We start from the raw sequence: 15,321 nt of genomic DNA, 5'->3' as shown, positions 1-15,321 counted from the left end.
GGCAAGCCGGGCTCCTACAACGGGGTTGTGTCAGCCTCTTTCGCCGATCGGCAGCCAGATCTCCACGGTGCCGGTGCCTTTGCGCCCATCGAAATCGGCGCTGTAGCGCTCGAAATCCGCGCCCATCACCTTGTAGCCCGAGTGCGGCAGCCACTCGAACATGATGCGTTCGTAGGTTTGCTCAAGTGCCTGCACCGGCCCGTAATGCGGGAAGACGGCGTAGTTGAGCGGCGGAATTTCAATGGATTCGAAGTTGCCTGGCACGTCGCCCCGGGTCGGTACTTCAACGCCGGCCATGTAGTCGAATTCGCCATGCTTGGGGTTATGGCACACCCCATACGTCACGCCGCCCACGCGCTGTTTGATGTCTTTGACGCAGGTGTCGAACAATTCCCACAAGCGCGGGATGTCGCCGATGGTCGCCTTCGAATAACGCCCTTGCACCCCGGCAATCACCAGGGCTTTACCCGCTTCCATGCGTGGCTCCAACGGTTGTTTTGTCTGCTGATCCATACGAACAGTCTCCTTCTTATGAGGGTACAAACCCGTATCGAGTATAGGGGGATATCTGCGCAGCACTCCATGCAGAAAATTTTCCTACGCATCTGGACAACTGGCCATCATCGACCGTATTGTCTGCCCCGCAGGCCACCGCAGTGGCCAACGTCGCTCGGACGGTTCCGGGCGCTTACGTACTTCGAGGCAACAATGGCAGACCAAGGTTCGCCGCGCCGCTTTGCGCGCATCGATCGACTCCCCCCTTACGTATTCAATATCACTGCCGAGCTGAAGATGGCTGCGCGTCGGCGCGGCGAAGACATCATCGACTTGAGCATGGGTAACCCCGACGGCGCCACGCCGCCGCACATTGTCGAAAAACTCGTGCAGGTCGCCCAGCGCGAAGACACCCACGGCTACTCCACCTCCAAAGGCATTCCGCGTCTGCGCCGGGCGATTTCGCGTTGGTACAAAGACCGTTATGAAGTGGACATCGACCCTGAGTCCGAAGCCATCGTGACCATCGGTTCCAAGGAAGGCCTGGCGCACTTGATGCTGGCCACCCTGGACCAAGGCGACACCGTACTGGTGCCCAACCCGAGCTACCCGATTCACATCTACGGCGCGGTGATTGCCGGCGCCCAGGTGCGCTCGGTGCCTCTGGTGCCCGGCGTGGATTTCTTCGCCGAGTTGGAGCGCGCCATTCGTGGCTCGATCCCCAAGCCGAAGATGATGATCCTGGGCTTCCCGTCCAACCCCACCGCGCAGTGCGTGGAGCTGGATTTCTTTGAACGCGTGATCGCCCTGGCCAAGCAGTACGACGTGCTGGTGATCCACGACCTGGCCTACGCCGACATCGTCTACGACGGGTGGAAAGCCCCGTCGATCATGCAGGTGCCGGGCGCCAAGGACATTGCGGTGGAATTTTTCACCCTGTCCAAGAGCTACAACATGGCCGGCTGGCGCATCGGTTTCATGGTGGGTAACCCGGAACTGGTCAGCGCCCTGGCACGCATCAAGAGCTACCACGACTACGGCACCTTCACGCCGCTGCAAGTCGCCGCCATTGCTGCCTTGGAAGGTGACCAGCAGTGCGTGAAAGACATCGCCGAGCAGTACCGCCAACGCCGCAATGTGCTGGTCAAGGGCCTGCATGAGCTGGGTTGGATGGTGGAGAACCCGAAGGCGTCGATGTACGTCTGGGCGAAGATCCCCGAGCACTATGCCGCCATGGGCTCGCTGGAATTTGCCAAGAAGCTGCTGCTGGAGGCGAAGGTGTGCGTGTCGCCGGGCATTGGGTTTGGTGAGTACGGCGATGATCACGTGCGCTTTGCGCTGATCGAGAACCAGGACCGGATTCGCCAGGCGGTGCGCGGGATTCGGACGATGTTCCGGGCCGATGGCCTGGGCCCTAAAGCCTGACGCGACCTATCTGTAAAAATGCGGTAACCCATGTGGGAGCGGGCTTGCTCGCGAATACGGTACATCAGTCAACACATTCGGCGACTGATACTGCGCATTCGCGAGCAAGCCCGCTCCCACATTTGGATTGGGTTTTCACCCCGCCCTCATGGTGTGGGGCTGCTAAACCACCAACGACAACAGCATGATGAAGATCAGCGCCACAATCGACAGGATGGTCTCCATCGCCGTCCACGTCTTGAACGTCTCGGCCACGGTCATATTGAAATACTGCTTCACCAGCCAGAACCCCGCATCGTTGACGTGAGACAGGATCAACGAACCCGCTCCCGTCGCCAGCACCAGCAGTTCCCGGTTAACCCCCGGAATCATCCCCACCACCGGCACCACGATGCCTGCGCCAGTAATGGTCGCCACGGTCGCCGAACCGGTCGCCACACGAATCACCGCCGCCACCAGCCATGCCAGCAAAATCGGGTTGATCTGCGCGTTCACTGCCATGTGGCCGATCACGTCGCCCACGCCGCTGGTGACCAGCATCTGCTTGAAGCCGCCACCGGCACCGATGATCAGGATGATCGCCGCCGTGGGCGCCAGGCTGGCGTCGAGCAGCTTGAGGATCTGTTTGGAACCGATGCCCTGGCGATGGCCAAAGGTGTACAGCGACAACAGCAACGCCAGCAGCAGCGCGGTGATCGGGTGGCCGATCATGTCCATCCAGTTGCGAATGGCGTGGCCGTCCGGCAGGGCGATGTCGGCGAAGGTCTTGAGCAGCATCAGGAACACCGGCAGCAGCACGGTGATCAGGGTCACGCTGAAGCTCGGCAGGTTTTTGTTTTCTGGCTCGCGGGCCAGTTGATCAACCAGTTCCTGGGACGGGTTGCCCGGGATGTACTTGGCGATGAACGTGCCGAAGATCGGGCCGGCGATGATAGCGGTCGGCAATGCGACGATCAGGCCGTAGAGGATGGTCTTGCCGATGTCCGCGCCAAACACGCCGATGGCCAGCAGTGGGCCCGGGTGCGGTGGCACCAGGCCGTGCACCGCCGACAGGCCGGCGAGCAACGGGATGCCGATTTTGATCAGGGACACACCGGTGCGGCGCGCCACGATAAACACCAGCGGGATCAGCAGCACAAAGCCGATCTCGAAGAACAGCGGGATGCCCACCAGGAACGCGGCGAACATCATCGCCCACTGCACCTTCTCTTTGCCGAAGGCACGGATCAGGGTCTGGGCGATCTGATCGGCGCCGCCGGATTCAGCCATCATCTTGCCGAGCATCGTGCCCAGCGCAAGGATGATGCCGACAAAGCCGAGCACGCCGCCGAAGCCGTCCTGAAACGCCTTGATGATCTTGTCCACGGGCATGCCCGAGGTCAGGCCCAGGAAGCCGGCCGCGATGATCAGTGCAATGAACGGGTGCACCTTGAATTTGGTGATCAGAACGATCAACCCGATGATAGTGACCACTGCATCAAGCAGTAGGTAAGACTCGTGGGACATGCCAAACATGGGGGGTCTCTCCTGTTTGTTGTTGTTATTAAAGCGGGTGTTGAATCTTTCGCCGGGGATAGCGCTATCTTTTCCGGCAAAAAATTAATGAGTAGGTTCAAAGCCGTGTTGCAGCCACCAGGCATGGGTTTGCTCGGCCAGGTCCTCGACGCTGTCTTCGCTGGCGTTGAGCGCCAGGGTCAGCGGCTCGCCCACGGGCGATTCAAGGGTGGCGAACTGGCTGTCGATCAAGCTTGCCGGCATGAAATGGCCGGGGCGATGGGACACACGGTCGGCGGCGACGGCGCGGGTCAGCTCCAGGAAGACGAACCCCAGGCCGGGTGCGGCTTCGCGCAGGTGGTCGCGGTATTTCTTTTTCAGGGCTGAACAGGTAAGCACCGGGTGCTCGCCCGCCTTAAGCGAACGGCGCAGTTCATCGCACAGGATGTCGAGCCAGCCGGCGCGGTCGTCGTCGTTGAGGGGGTGGCCGGCGCTCATCTTCTCGATGTTCGCGGCGGGGTGAAAGCTGTCGCCTTCGATGGCAGTGGCGCCGTTCAGGCGGCACAGGGCCTCGCTGACGCTGGACTTGCCACAGCCGGAAACACCCATGATGACCAGGGCGGTAACAGGTTGACTCATGAAACACCTCAGGACGCAGATAGCGCTACCTTTGCACGCTGTAAGGCTAGTGCAAAAACAGGCTTTTCCCGCGCCGTCTTGTCATTTTTATGGAGTGACGCGTGCATCCTCTCCAATCATTTGAACCGGATCAGGCAACCCTGCGTTCAAGAATTTGCAGCCATTTGGAGACAGCGCTACCTTAGTGCCTCGATTTTTGTTTGGCAAGCCGCCTGATGACCTCCAAGAACGATAAAAAATTGCGCACCACGGGTCGCCCGACCCTCAACGAAGTCGCCCGCCTGGCCGGCGTCAGCCCGATTACCGCGTCCCGCGCCTTGCGAGGCGTGAGCACCGTGGCCAAGGAGCTGGTGGAAAAAGTCCAGCAGGCCGCCAGCGAGCTGAACTACGTGGTCAACCCGGCCGCCCGTGCCCTGGCGTCGGCCCAGAGCCATTCGGTGGTGGTCATCGTGCCGTCGCTGTCCAACCTGCTGTTTATCGAAACCCTCGAAGCCATCCACCAGGTACTGCGGCCCAAGGGCTTTGAAGTGCTGATCGGCAACTCCCACTATTCCCGTGAAGAAGAAGAGAACCTGCTGCGCAACTACATGGCCTATCAGCCACGGGGCTTGCTGCTGACCGGCTTCGACCGCACCGAGAGCGCGCGACGGATGGTCGAGGCCAGCAATGTGCCATGCATCTACATGATGGACCTGGACCCCAACGCCGGCGTGAACTGCGTGGGTTTCTCGCAACTGAGCGCGGGGGAAACGGCGGCGGCGCACCTGCTGTCCCGTGGGCGCAAGCGCCTGGCGTATATCGGTGCGCAGTTGGACCAGCGCACCTTGCTGAGGGGCGAGGGCTTTCGCCGCGCGTTGCAGCAGGCGGGCCTGTACGACCCGGCGCTGGAACTGCTGACCCCGCGCCCCTCCTCCGTTGGCCTGGGCGGCGAGCTGTTCTTGCAGATGCTGGCAGCCCATCCGGACGTGGACGCGATCTTCTTTGGCAACGACGACCTGGCCCAAGGCGCCCTGCTGGAAGCCCTGCGCCATGGTATCAAGGTGCCAGAGCGTGTGGCGGTGCTGGGTTTCAACGATTTGCCGGCGTCGTCCTTCATGGTGCCGCGCCTGAGCAGTATCAGCACGCCACGCGAAGCCATCGGGCGGCGTGCGGCGGAGCATTTGCTGACGGTCATGGCCAGCAACAAGATCGCCAAGCCGGTGGTAGACATGGGGTTTGAGTTGCAGGTGCGCGAAAGCACCTGAGCTGCGTGCCAAGCACATCCCTGGCGATGGCGGTGTGTCAGGCAATGCTGTGCCGGCTGATCTGCCGCTATCGCAGGCAAGCCAGCTCCCACATTTTTGACCGCGCCGGCTCCTACGTGATGTGGGCGGGTCAGTCCCGATTGGCCAGCCGTTGTACCAGCGCCGATGCGCCTTTGTGCAAGGGCTGGTGCTTCAACCACACCGCGTTCACCACCATCGCCAGCCCGTTCTCGATGTTCTTGAAGTCCAACCGCCGTAACCGGCCTGCCGCCAGCAGTGGCGCCACCGCCGATTGCGGGAAATTGCCCCAGCCCAGGCCCGCCTCGACCATGTCCAACGCCACGCCCAGGCTGTCGGTACGCCAATAGGATTGCCCCACGAGTGGGCGGCGATCGCTGAGAGGACTGTCCCGGCCCGCCACCAGAATCTGCCGTACCCGCACCAGGTCTTCCAGAAACGGCTCGCCCTGCGCCTGCGGATGGTGCGGGCTGATGCAGGCGATCAACTGCTCACTGGCGACAAACTGAAAACGCTCCAACACGTTCACGCTCAGCCCTGCAAACACCAGGCACACCTGCACGCGCCCGCTGTGCAGCAACTGCAACACGTCATCTTGTGGCGCTGTCAGCACTTCGATTTCCAACAGTGGAAATTGCTCGCTGATGTCGGCGATGGCCGCGAGCAAACGCCGAGTATTGATATCCACCCCCACACCTATCGACAACTTGCTTTCCAACCCCTGGGACAGCTGCAACGCGTGCACCTGCAACTGCTTGAGCTGTTCGGCCATCAACCGTGCATGGGGGATCAGCGCCAGCGCGAGGTCGGTGGGCACCGGCTCGCGGTGGCTGCGATCAAACAACAGGTAACCCAGTTCGGCCTCAAGGTTGGCGATGCCCATGCTCACCGCCGAAGGCACCTTGCCCAGCGCCCGCGCCGCCGCTGAAAAAGAGCCGCCCTCCACCACGGCCAGGAACACTTCAACGCTGTCGCTGGAAAAGCTCATCTCGCCACCTATCAATAAAACTGAAAGCTTCTGACTTTTTGTGTCAGCCATATTGACGCTATCTTCCGCGCCTTGTGACGTTCCTGTCACCCGAAAAAAGAGGAAGCGGTATGCAAGGCGTGAAACGCAAACTGGTGTATGTGTCGCTCTATGAGCTGATCGGCATGACCTTCTCGGCCCTCGGCCTGGCGCTGCTGTCCGGCACACACCCGTCCAGCACTGGGCCCCTGGCGGTGGTGATCACCACCGTTGCGGTCACCTGGAACTTCATCTACACCACCCTGTTCGAGCGTTGGGAAAGCCGCCAGCATGACCGCACGCGCACAGTCAAACGGCGCATCGCCCACGCCGTGGGGTTCCAGCTGACGCTGATCGTGTTCCTGATTCCGCTGATCGCCTGGTGGATGAACGTGAGCCTCGTGCAGGCGTTCCTGCTGGACCTGGCGCTGATCCTGTTCATCCCCTGCTACACCTTTGCCTTCAACTGGCTGTTCGACCGCACCTTCGGCCTGCCCGCATCGGCGCTACCCGCCACATCGACGTAGCTTCGAGCGTGCACCGCTGCTAGATTCCTTCAGGTCATTTTCAGCGACAGGGAAGCACCATGGGACACTCATTGAAAATCTTGGGCCGCACGTCCTCCATCAACGTGCGAAAAGTCCTGTGGACCTGCCAGGAACTGGGCATCGACTACCACCGTGAAGACTGGGGCATCGGCTACAGCCCTACCCAGTCCCCCGAGTTCCTCGCCCTGAACCCCAACGCCCAAGTGCCGGTGCTGGTCGACGACCATGGCGTGCTGTGGGAATCGAACACCATCTGCCGTTACCTCGTAGGCCTCTACCAACGCCACGACCTGCTGCCCGCCGAACCCGCCCCACGGGCCCGGGTGGAGCAATGGATGGACTGGCAAGCCACCGAACTCAACCCATCATGGGGCTACGCTTTCCACGCCCTGGTGCGCCAGAACCCGGACTACCAGGACCCGCAACGCATCAGCGCGGGCGTGCAAGCCTGGAATGACAAGATGGGCCTGCTGGAGCAACAGTTGCTGAAAACGGGCGCCTATGTAGCCGGCGATGAGTTCAGCCTCGCCGACATCCTCGTCGGCCTGTCGGTACACCGCTGGCGCAATGCGCCACTGGAGCACCCGCCCTACCCGGCGGTCGAGGCGTATTACCAGCGGCTCAGCCAGCGCCCGGGTTTCCAGAAGTTCGCCCTGGACGGTCACAACTGAGCCCCGCGCCATAAAACCTGCAAACACAAGGCCTTGGCGCAATAAATCGGTGAATGTGAGGCCAAACACAGGCAACTTCACACGCACCGATTTCCGTTAGCCGGCTAAGATTCCAGGCCACTGCTCCTGGAATCTTGCTCATGTCGACACTCACTGCCTCTGCCACTGACGGCATCGACCCGATCCGTGCCGCCCATATCAGCGCACGCATTGACCGCCTGCCCGCCGTCGCCACCGTCTGGCGCCTGGTGGCGCTGCTGTCGATTGGCGGCTTTTTCGAGCTGTATGACCTGTTCCAGACGGCCTATATCAGCCCTGGCCTGATCAGCGACGGGCTGTTCCACACCGGCAGCGAGGGTGTGTTCGGCTTCTCGGACCAGGCCGCGTTCGCCTCGGCGACCTTCCTCGGCCTGTTCCTTGGCGCCAGCCTGCTCAGCCCGATTGCCGACCGTTTCGGGCGCCGTGCAATCTTCACCTTCGCGCTGGTCTGGTACACCGTCGCCACAGTGTTGATGGGGATCCAGACCTCCGCCCTGGGCATTATTTGCATGCGTTTTCTGGTGGGCATTGGCCTGGGGATCGAGTTGGTGACCATCGATGCCTACTTGTCGGAACTGGTGCCCAAGCGCATGCGCAGCTCGGCGTTTGCCTTCGCGTTTTTCGTGCAATTCCTGTCGGTGCCGGCCGTGGCGCTGATGTCGTGGTGGCTGGTGCCCCAGGCACCGTTTGGCATTTCCGGCTGGCGCTGGGTGGTGTTGGCCAGTGCGGTGTTTGCGCTGTTTATCTGGTGGCTGCGCAAACGCCTGCCGGAATCACCGCGCTGGCTCGCACAGAAAGGCCGCTTCGAGGAAGCCAGTGCGATCCTCGACACTCTGGAAGCCCGCTGCCAGAAGGATCACGGCAAACCCCTGGATGCGCCGGAGCCCGAGCCCGTCAGCGTGCAAGGCAGCGGCCGCTTTGCCGATATCTGGCAGCCGCCATACCGTCGCCGCGCGTTGATGCTGATCGTGTTCCATGTGTTCCAGGCCATCGGTTTCTTCGGCTTCGGCAACTGGTTGCCGGCGCTGCTGTCGGGCCAGGGCGTCAGCGTGACCCACAGTTTGATGTACGCGTTCATCATCACCCTCGCCTATCCATTGGGGCCATTGCTGTTCGTGAAGGTGGCCAATCGCTTTGAGAACAAATGGCAGATCGTCGGCTCGGCCCTGGGCGCGATGATCTTCGGCAGCCTGTTCGCCCTGCAAACCACGGCGGTGGGCCTGGTGATCTGCGGGGTGATGATCACCTTCTGCAACGCCTGGCTCAGCTTCAGTTATCACTCGTACCAGAGCGAGCTGTTCCCCACCAACATCCGTGCGCGGGCGGTGGGGTTCTGCTATTCGTTCAGCCGCTTGTCCACGGTGTTCAGCAGCCTGTTGATCGGGTTGATCCTCGACCACCTGGGCACGCCCGGCGTGTTGGCGTTCATTGCCAGCAGCATGCTGATCGTGATGATCACCATCAGTGGGTTCGGCCCGCGCACGCGCAACCTGGCGCTGGAGAACATCGCCCACTGACGGCAAGGATCGGCCGTCGACAGGACAATACTTGCCGCGACGGCCGCGCCAGCCCCAATAAATACGGGGGGATGGCCCCCGGCACGCTATTTGCTCCACCTGTGGCACCGAACACACCCCAGGTGAGCAATCATGCTGATCAACAACAACACCCAAGCCATTTCCACCGTGCAACAGCTCAAGCGTGCCGACATGGACCCGGCCAACGCCGCCGCCAGCACGCTGTACAGCGGCGCCCTGCAGGCTGCGCAGCAAAGCGTGACCGTACCGGCCGCGCAGAAGGACCTGGACAAGGCCAACGACCGTATCGACGAGGCCTTCGCCAAGACCCGCGTGCAGTTGCAAGCCACCACCGCAGCCCCTGCGGCGACCACTGATGTGCCGGCAGCCGGCTCCAGCACCAGCACCGCCCGCGCTGACTTCACCGACTACATGAACAAAACCCCGGCCGAGCGTATCCGTGAGCAACTGCTCAAGGAACAGGGTTTGACCGAGGAAGAAGTGCAGGCCATGCCGCAGGAAAAACAGGACGCGATCGCCAAGCAAGTGGCTGAGCGCGTGAAGGAGCAGCAGGATCAGCAAGTCGCAGCCAAAGCCACTGACCCGGCACAAGCCGTGAAAGAAACCCTGGCCGCGATCTGACACCACATTCTGTAGGAGCCCGGCTTGCCGGCGATGAGGCCCTTGAGTTCGATGTTGATCTCAGGGACGCCATCGCCAGCAAGCCGGGCTCCTACAGGTTTGAGCTGCTTCAGTTATTGCAGTTGCAACGTCGAGTTGAACTGACTGATCGCATCCACCACATGCCGTGACCCTTCCTGAATCTCCAGGATCACCTGCCCCGCCTCATTCGCCAGTTCCACCCCCAGCCCGGTGCGGCTCAAGCTCGACTGCATGCTCGACACCGCGCTCACCGACAGGTCGTGGTTTTTGCGCACCACATCCACAATCTCCACCGTCGCCTGGCTGGTCCGCGCCGCGAGGCTGCGCACTTCGTCGGCCACCACCGCAAACCCGCGCCCATGCTCACCGGCGCGTGCCGCTTCAATCGCCGCGTTGAGCGCCAGCATATTGGTTTGCTCGGCGATGCTGCGGATGGTCTGCACGATGGCGCCGATGATGTCCGACTGCTTGCTCACGGCATCGATGCTTTGTGCAGCTTGGTTCAGGTCGTGGGAGATTTCTTCGATGATCTGCACCGTTTGCTGCACCACCTCCGAGCCCTTGCGTGCGCAGGCGTCGTTCTGCACCGAGGTGGCGTGGGCCGAATCCGCAGCGGTGCGCAGGGTGGTGACCTGATCGGTGATGTCACTGGCGAACTTCACCACTTTGTACAAGCGGCCGTTGGTGTCGAAGATCGGGTTGTAGGACGCTTCCAGGAACAGCGTCTTGCCGTATTTGTTTTTGCGCTCGAAACGGTGGGAGTGATATTCGCCGCGGTTGAGCGAGGCCCAGAACGCCTTGTACGAAGGCGACTCCACCTCGCTGCGATGGCAGAACATGCTGTGGTGCTGGCCGATGATTTCTTCGCGCGAGTACTGCACGGTGCGCAGGAAATTGTCGTTGGCGTTGATGATCTGGCCCTGGGGGGTGAACTCAATCACCGCCATCGAGCGACTGATGGCGTCGATCAGGCTCTGGTTTTCGTGTTCATGGTGGACCCGCGCGGAAATATCCGACGCCACCTTGATTACGCTCTGCACCTGGTTCTGGCTGTCGAGCACCGGCATGTAGCTGGCCTCCAGCCATACTTCCTGGCCACGCTTGTTCAAGCGCATGAAGGTGCCGCTGAGGGCCTCGCCCCGCGCCAGGTCGCGCCACAACTTGGCGTAGGCCTCGGTGTGGGTGTAGGCCTCTTCGCAGAAGACCCGATGATGTTTGCCGCGAATCTCCTCCACGGTGTAGCCCATGGCTTTGCAGAAGTTATCGTTGGCATCGAGAATCACGCCATTGCGGTCAAACTCGATCATCGCCATGGAACGGCTGATGGCGGCGAGTTTGGCGTTGGCTTCGGTAAGGGCACAGGAGAAACGTTCGATTTCTTGCAGGTCGGATTTGTGATGGCGGTTGAACATGGTCAGATCACCCTTGATTCCCGGCGCCTGGAAGGCGCATTCCATTCATAAGTTGGATAGTGCTGGCAAACCTTTCATGGGGAACAAACCATCCGAATCGCTTTATATGGCAAGCGTCATCACGGTTCTGGGTGAGCATAGACAGGGCTTGGCGCTATGCAAGGTCACTAGTCAGCCAGCATTTTTAACAATGCGCTGACCGCCGCCGAAGCAGGCCGTGTTGGAGAACCCACCAAGGCAAATTCGCGGTGCATCGGTACCGTCAACGGCATGACACGCAGGCCATTTCGCTGGGCCGGCAAGGCCATTTCGGGCACCAGTGTCACGCCGACGCCTTCACGGACCAGGCTGAAGGCACTGTTGAACTCACGCACTTCCACACGGATATCACGCAGGCTCAGCCCGGCTGCGGCTCCCAGGCTACGGGCGTTGGCGGTGCAACCACCGGTGGCCAGCACGAACGGTTGCTCCAGCAACTCTTCCAGCGACACCGTCGCGTCTGCCGGGCGCAGCGCCAGCGGATGCTCGGCCGGCAGCACCGCCATCCAGAAATCACGCCCCAGTACCGTGGCCTTGCGCTCGGGCTTGGGGTTGAGCACCACGCCCAGGTCGATCAGGTCGGCCTCCAGCAAGGTGTGCACTTCGCTGTCGGTGACATCCAGGGTGGTGACCTCGATACCGGGGTTCAATTGACGGAAACGTTGCAGCAACGGTGTCAGAAACGTCGCCAGCACCATAGGGAAACTGGCAATACGAATGCTCCCACGCAGCAGCGGGCGCGCTTCATCGACGGTGGTCCGAATGGTCTGCAACGCTCCAAGCATCACCCGCGCCTGTTCGATCACACTCAAGCCCAGGGCGGTGGGCAAGGTCTTGCGCGGCTCACGGGTAAACAATTGCACCCCCAGGGTCGCCTCCATACCGGCCATGGCCTGGCTGGCAGCGGATTGGGTCATGCCCACGCGCTCGGCGGCGGCAGTGATGCTGCCGTGGTCGGCCACGGCCACCAGCAGGCGCCAGTGCATCAGGTTCATCATGGCAGTAGCTGTCCTTATGGCGGGGCTCTGAAGGTTTAATTTTACGCAAGGTGTCATGCCCGTGAGACTGGCGCAAACCCTAAGGAGTCGCCCTTGATGAAACTGTATTTCTTCCCCCACGCCTGCTCCCTCGCCCCGCATATCGTGCTGCGCGAACTGGCCCTGCCGTTCGAGCTGGTGCGGGTGGACAACCAGACCAAAACCACCGCCAACGGCGAGAACTTCCTGCAGATCAACCCCAAGGGCTACGTGGCGGCTCTGCAACTGGACAATGGCCAGGTGCTGACCGAAGCCAGCGCGATCCTGCAATACCTGGCCGACCAGAAAACCGAAGCAGGCCTGGCCCCGGCCAATGGCAGTTGGGACCGCGTGCGCTTGCAGGAATGGCTGAACTTCATCGCCAGCGAAATCCACGGCGGCCTGGCGATCTTCTTCAATGGCGCGATCCAGGGCGACGTGCGCGCCATGTTCCTCACCACGTTGCACAAGCGTTTCGCGATTCTGGTGCAGACGCTTGAGCGCCAGGATTACCTGCTGGAGTCCGGGTATTCGGTGGCCGATGCCTACCTGTTCGTGGTGCTGCGCTGGGCGGCGTTTAACGACATCGACCTGCAGGAATGGCCGGCGCTGGCAGCGTTTCAACAGCGCATCAGTGAGCGGCCAGCGGTGATGACCGCACTGGCCATCGAAGCCGCCTGACCTCTCCCCGTAGGAGCCGGCTCCTACAGGGGGAAGGGGGTGGTTTGGAGGAAGGCACTCAGTGCCAGCACGTCCACTGAACCGGAGCGGTCCTGGTCCAGGTGCGCCACGTGGCGGCGCACCGCTTCATGGACCTGCCGCACGCCCTGCCCCAGCTGCAGCGGGCCACGCAGGTCCACGGCCTGCGCGGCGACGATCAGCTCGATACTCGCCAGCCACAGCACCCGTTCGGTCAAACGGCGGGTCTTGTCGACCACGGCCAGCGCTTGACCGGCGTAATCTTCCACGCGATCGGCCACCGGCACACTCACCGCCGGCAACGGGTTGGCCAAGTGCCCGATCTCGGCGACCAGTGCCGAGCTGGTGCGTTGCAACGCCGCCATCCCGACATGCCCCGGCTGGGTTATCAAAAACCGTGGCAGCTCACTGGACGCAGGCGATAACAGTTTGGCGATGCGTTCGGCACTGCACGCCGCCACTCGGCTCAAGGCCAACCCCAGGCCTTCGGCCGCCAGTGCCAGGTGGGTACTGTCAAAATTCGCCGTGGCCAACACCCGCGCCTCTTCGCTGATCAACGCCGGGTTATCCGCACCGCTGCGCAGTTCCAACTCGACCAGTTCATGCAGCTGTTTCAACGCCTGCTGCGCGGCGCCCTGTACCACCGTGGCACAGCGAAAGCTCAACGGGTCCTGCAAGCGGCGCGGGCTATCGGCTAAGTCTCCGCCCACCAACAACTGCAACAACGCCGCCGATTGTTCGGCCTGCCCCGGCGCCGCTCGCAGGCGCGACGCCCACGGCTGGAACGGGCTGAGGTTGGCCCGATAGCCCTCGCACGAAAGCGCCAATGCCGCCAGCAACGCCGCCAGCACCTGCTGCGCGTCGGCCACCAGCAAGGCGCCCAGGCCGACACTCGCGGCATTCGCCGAGACCAGCGCCAGGCCGTCCTTGCCGGTCAACGGCACCGACAACGCCAGGCTCAGATGGGCCAAGGGCGCCAGGTCACTCTCACCCAACGAGCCGAGCAACGGCACCTCGGGCTCGACCCCGGTATTGAGCAGCGCCAGCAACGCATCCGCCGCTTCTGGTGAAATGCCCGAACGGCCCTGAGCCAACCCCGCCAGCCGCGCCGCCATGATCGCGCGCACTTCCTGTCGGTTGGCCAGGCGCCCCACCCCCACCGCCCGGCCCAGGGGGATGTTTGCCTGCACAGGTGCCACAGGCGTATCCACCGCCGCGCCGAGGCCGGTGGTCACGCCATAAATCGGTGTGCCTTCGGCGGCCAGTTTCAGCAGCAATGCGTGACCGTCTTCGATGCGTTGACGGGCCAGAGGGGTAAAGTCGGCCGATGCATCCTGCCGGGCAATCGCCAATAAATCCGCGAGCGCCAGGCCTTGGGGATCCAGCTCAATCATGCCCAGCGCAACCGCTGGCCAATCCCCAGGCGCTTGGCTTTTTCCAGCAGGGCGTGGCCCAGGGCGATATCGCTGAGGCTCAGCCCGCGATGCCAGAACAGGATGGTTTCTTCAGGGTTTTCCCGGCCGTTTTTCAAGCCGGCAACGATCTGCCCCAGCTCGGCATGCAGGGTGTCGGCACTGAGTTTTCCGGCGTCGACATGGGCACGTAACGCGCCAAACAGACCGCCCTTGCACTGTCCCCAATCATCGACCACCAACTTGCTCATGATGTCGGTGAGCGACAGTTCCACCGCGCTCATGGTGCCGTAGGGCACGACAAACGCCCCGGGTTTGATCCAGTCGGTGCGCAGCAAGGGCTCGGGCTGATCCAGGCGCGAGGCCTCGACCACGATGTCGGCGCCACGCACGGTGCTTTCCCAATCCTCGGTGACGATCACCGGTTTGCCCAAGTCCTGGCGCAGGCGCTCGGCGAAGGCTTCGCGGCTTTCGCTGCGGCGCGAATGCACGCGGATTTCCTCGAAGTCAAACAGGTGGTCGAGCAAGCGCACATTCCAGTATGCGGTGCCACGGGCGCCGATATGCGCCAGCACTTTGCTGTCGGGCCGGGCCAGGTATTTGGCGCCGATGGCAGTGACCGCGCCGGTGCGCATATCGGTGATGGCCGAGGCGTCGAGGATCGCCTTGGGAATGCCGGTGGCCGGGTCCAGCAGGTTGAGGATCGCCAGTTCCGAAGGCAGACCCTTGCGGTAGTTGTCGACGAAATCGCCCACCACTTTCACGCCCGCGTAACCGATGTTGCCGCCGAGCACGCCGCGCAGTACGTTGAAGTGGCCGTTGATCTCGCCGCCGGGAATCAAGTGGGTGCGCGGCTCGATCACCGCCTCGCCCCGGCCCTGGATCGCCAGGCTGGCTTCGATGGCGGTGAGGATTTCGTCGTTGGAGAGGCCCAGTTCATCGATGTCGAGGCCGTTGAGAAAATCGATATAGATCGGTTGCATG

The 15,321-nt window shown here is 62.2% G+C and carries 14 protein-coding genes and 2 pseudogenes; 7 read left to right on the top strand and 9 right to left on the bottom strand.

Features of this window, described 5'->3' with window-relative positions:
- Positions 1-30: 30 nt before the first annotated feature.
- Positions 31-513, bottom strand: a complete 483-nt coding sequence (locus HX803_RS27605; protein ID WP_178925162.1) for a GyrI-like domain-containing protein — start codon at positions 511-513, stop codon at positions 31-33.
- Between the two features lie 195 nt (positions 514-708).
- Between HX803_RS27605 and alaC the strand changes: the two genes are divergently transcribed.
- A complete protein-coding gene (alaC, locus tag HX803_RS27600; RefSeq protein WP_178925160.1) occupies positions 709-1,920 on the top strand; it encodes an alanine transaminase in 1,212 nt (403 codons plus the stop codon).
- Positions 1,921-2,082: 162 nt separating this feature from the next.
- Here the strand turns inward: alaC and HX803_RS27595 are convergent, their stop codons facing one another.
- Both HX803_RS27595 and HX803_RS27590 read right to left on the bottom strand, forming a co-directional pair.
- Entirely contained in the window at positions 2,083-3,435 is a 1,353-nt protein-coding gene (locus tag HX803_RS27595) for a GntP family permease (RefSeq protein WP_176998013.1), read from the bottom strand.
- An 84-nt stretch (positions 3,436-3,519) separates the two neighbouring features.
- Entirely contained in the window at positions 3,520-4,053 is a 534-nt protein-coding gene (locus HX803_RS27590; RefSeq protein ID WP_065932241.1) for a gluconokinase, read from the bottom strand.
- 212 nt (positions 4,054-4,265) lie between these two features.
- Here HX803_RS27590 and HX803_RS27585 point away from each other — a divergent pair, with 212 nt between their 5' ends.
- Complete coding sequence (locus HX803_RS27585) at positions 4,266-5,297, top strand: LacI family DNA-binding transcriptional regulator (RefSeq protein ID WP_178925163.1); 1,032 nt, start codon at positions 4,266-4,268, stop codon at positions 5,295-5,297.
- A 130-nt stretch (positions 5,298-5,427) separates the two neighbouring features.
- Here the strand turns inward: HX803_RS27585 and HX803_RS27580 are convergent, their stop codons facing one another.
- The gene (locus HX803_RS27580) at positions 5,428-6,303 is read right to left on the bottom strand and encodes a LysR family transcriptional regulator (RefSeq protein ID WP_178925158.1); all 876 of its coding nucleotides are present in this window, start codon (positions 6,301-6,303) and stop codon (positions 5,428-5,430) included.
- A 110-nt stretch (positions 6,304-6,413) separates the two neighbouring features.
- On the opposite strand from HX803_RS27580, the gene HX803_RS27575 reads away from it, so the two are divergent.
- The 4 genes from HX803_RS27575 (at position 6,414) to HX803_RS27560 (ending at position 9,738) form a co-directional block, all read left to right on the top strand.
- Entirely contained in the window at positions 6,414-6,848 is a 435-nt protein-coding gene (locus HX803_RS27575) for a PACE efflux transporter (RefSeq protein ID WP_178925149.1), read from the top strand.
- A 59-nt stretch (positions 6,849-6,907) separates the two neighbouring features.
- On the top strand, positions 6,908-7,540 hold the full coding sequence (locus tag HX803_RS27570) for a glutathione S-transferase family protein (protein ID WP_178925147.1): 633 nt from the start codon (positions 6,908-6,910) through the stop codon (positions 7,538-7,540).
- 140 nt (positions 7,541-7,680) lie between these two features.
- Positions 7,681-9,096, top strand: coding sequence for an MFS transporter (locus tag HX803_RS27565; RefSeq protein ID WP_178925145.1), 1,416 nt, complete (start codon positions 7,681-7,683; stop codon positions 9,094-9,096).
- A gap of 132 nt (positions 9,097-9,228) precedes the next feature.
- Positions 9,229-9,738 (top strand): hypothetical protein, encoded by a 510-nt coding sequence (locus tag HX803_RS27560; RefSeq protein ID WP_176994219.1) that lies wholly within the window; start codon positions 9,229-9,231, stop codon positions 9,736-9,738.
- A gap of 113 nt (positions 9,739-9,851) precedes the next feature.
- Here HX803_RS27560 and HX803_RS33240 read toward each other — a convergent pair.
- From HX803_RS33240 to HX803_RS27550, 3 genes and pseudogenes are all read right to left on the bottom strand, one after another.
- Positions 9,852-10,256, bottom strand: a pseudogene (locus tag HX803_RS33240) (methyl-accepting chemotaxis protein); the annotation flags it as partial.
- Positions 10,257-10,394: 138 nt separating this feature from the next.
- Positions 10,395-11,171, bottom strand: a pseudogene (locus HX803_RS33235) (PAS domain-containing protein); the annotation flags it as partial.
- Between the two features lie 167 nt (positions 11,172-11,338).
- On the bottom strand, positions 11,339-12,208 hold the full coding sequence (locus tag HX803_RS27550) for a LysR family transcriptional regulator (protein WP_178925141.1): 870 nt from the start codon (positions 12,206-12,208) through the stop codon (positions 11,339-11,341).
- 96 nt (positions 12,209-12,304) lie between these two features.
- Between HX803_RS27550 and gstA the strand changes: the two genes are divergently transcribed.
- The gene (gstA, locus tag HX803_RS27545; RefSeq protein ID WP_178925139.1) at positions 12,305-12,907 is read left to right on the top strand and encodes a glutathione transferase GstA; all 603 of its coding nucleotides are present in this window, start codon (positions 12,305-12,307) and stop codon (positions 12,905-12,907) included.
- A 23-nt stretch (positions 12,908-12,930) separates the two neighbouring features.
- Here the strand turns inward: gstA and HX803_RS27540 are convergent, their stop codons facing one another.
- The gene (locus HX803_RS27540; protein ID WP_178925137.1) at positions 12,931-14,319 is read right to left on the bottom strand and encodes an aromatic amino acid lyase; all 1,389 of its coding nucleotides are present in this window, start codon (positions 14,317-14,319) and stop codon (positions 12,931-12,933) included.
- The gene (locus tag HX803_RS27535) at positions 14,316-15,320 is read right to left on the bottom strand and encodes an ornithine cyclodeaminase family protein (RefSeq protein WP_178925135.1); all 1,005 of its coding nucleotides are present in this window, start codon (positions 15,318-15,320) and stop codon (positions 14,316-14,318) included. Before HX803_RS27535 ends, HX803_RS27540 begins: the two co-directional genes overlap by 4 nt.
- Position 15,321: the final 1 nt, after the last annotated feature.

The sequence above is a fragment of the Pseudomonas sp. P7548 genome, from assembly GCF_013386585.1.
Taxonomy (GTDB): Bacteria; Pseudomonadota; Gammaproteobacteria; order Pseudomonadales; family Pseudomonadaceae; genus Aquipseudomonas.
This window is presented reverse-complemented; position numbering and strand designations above follow the sequence as displayed.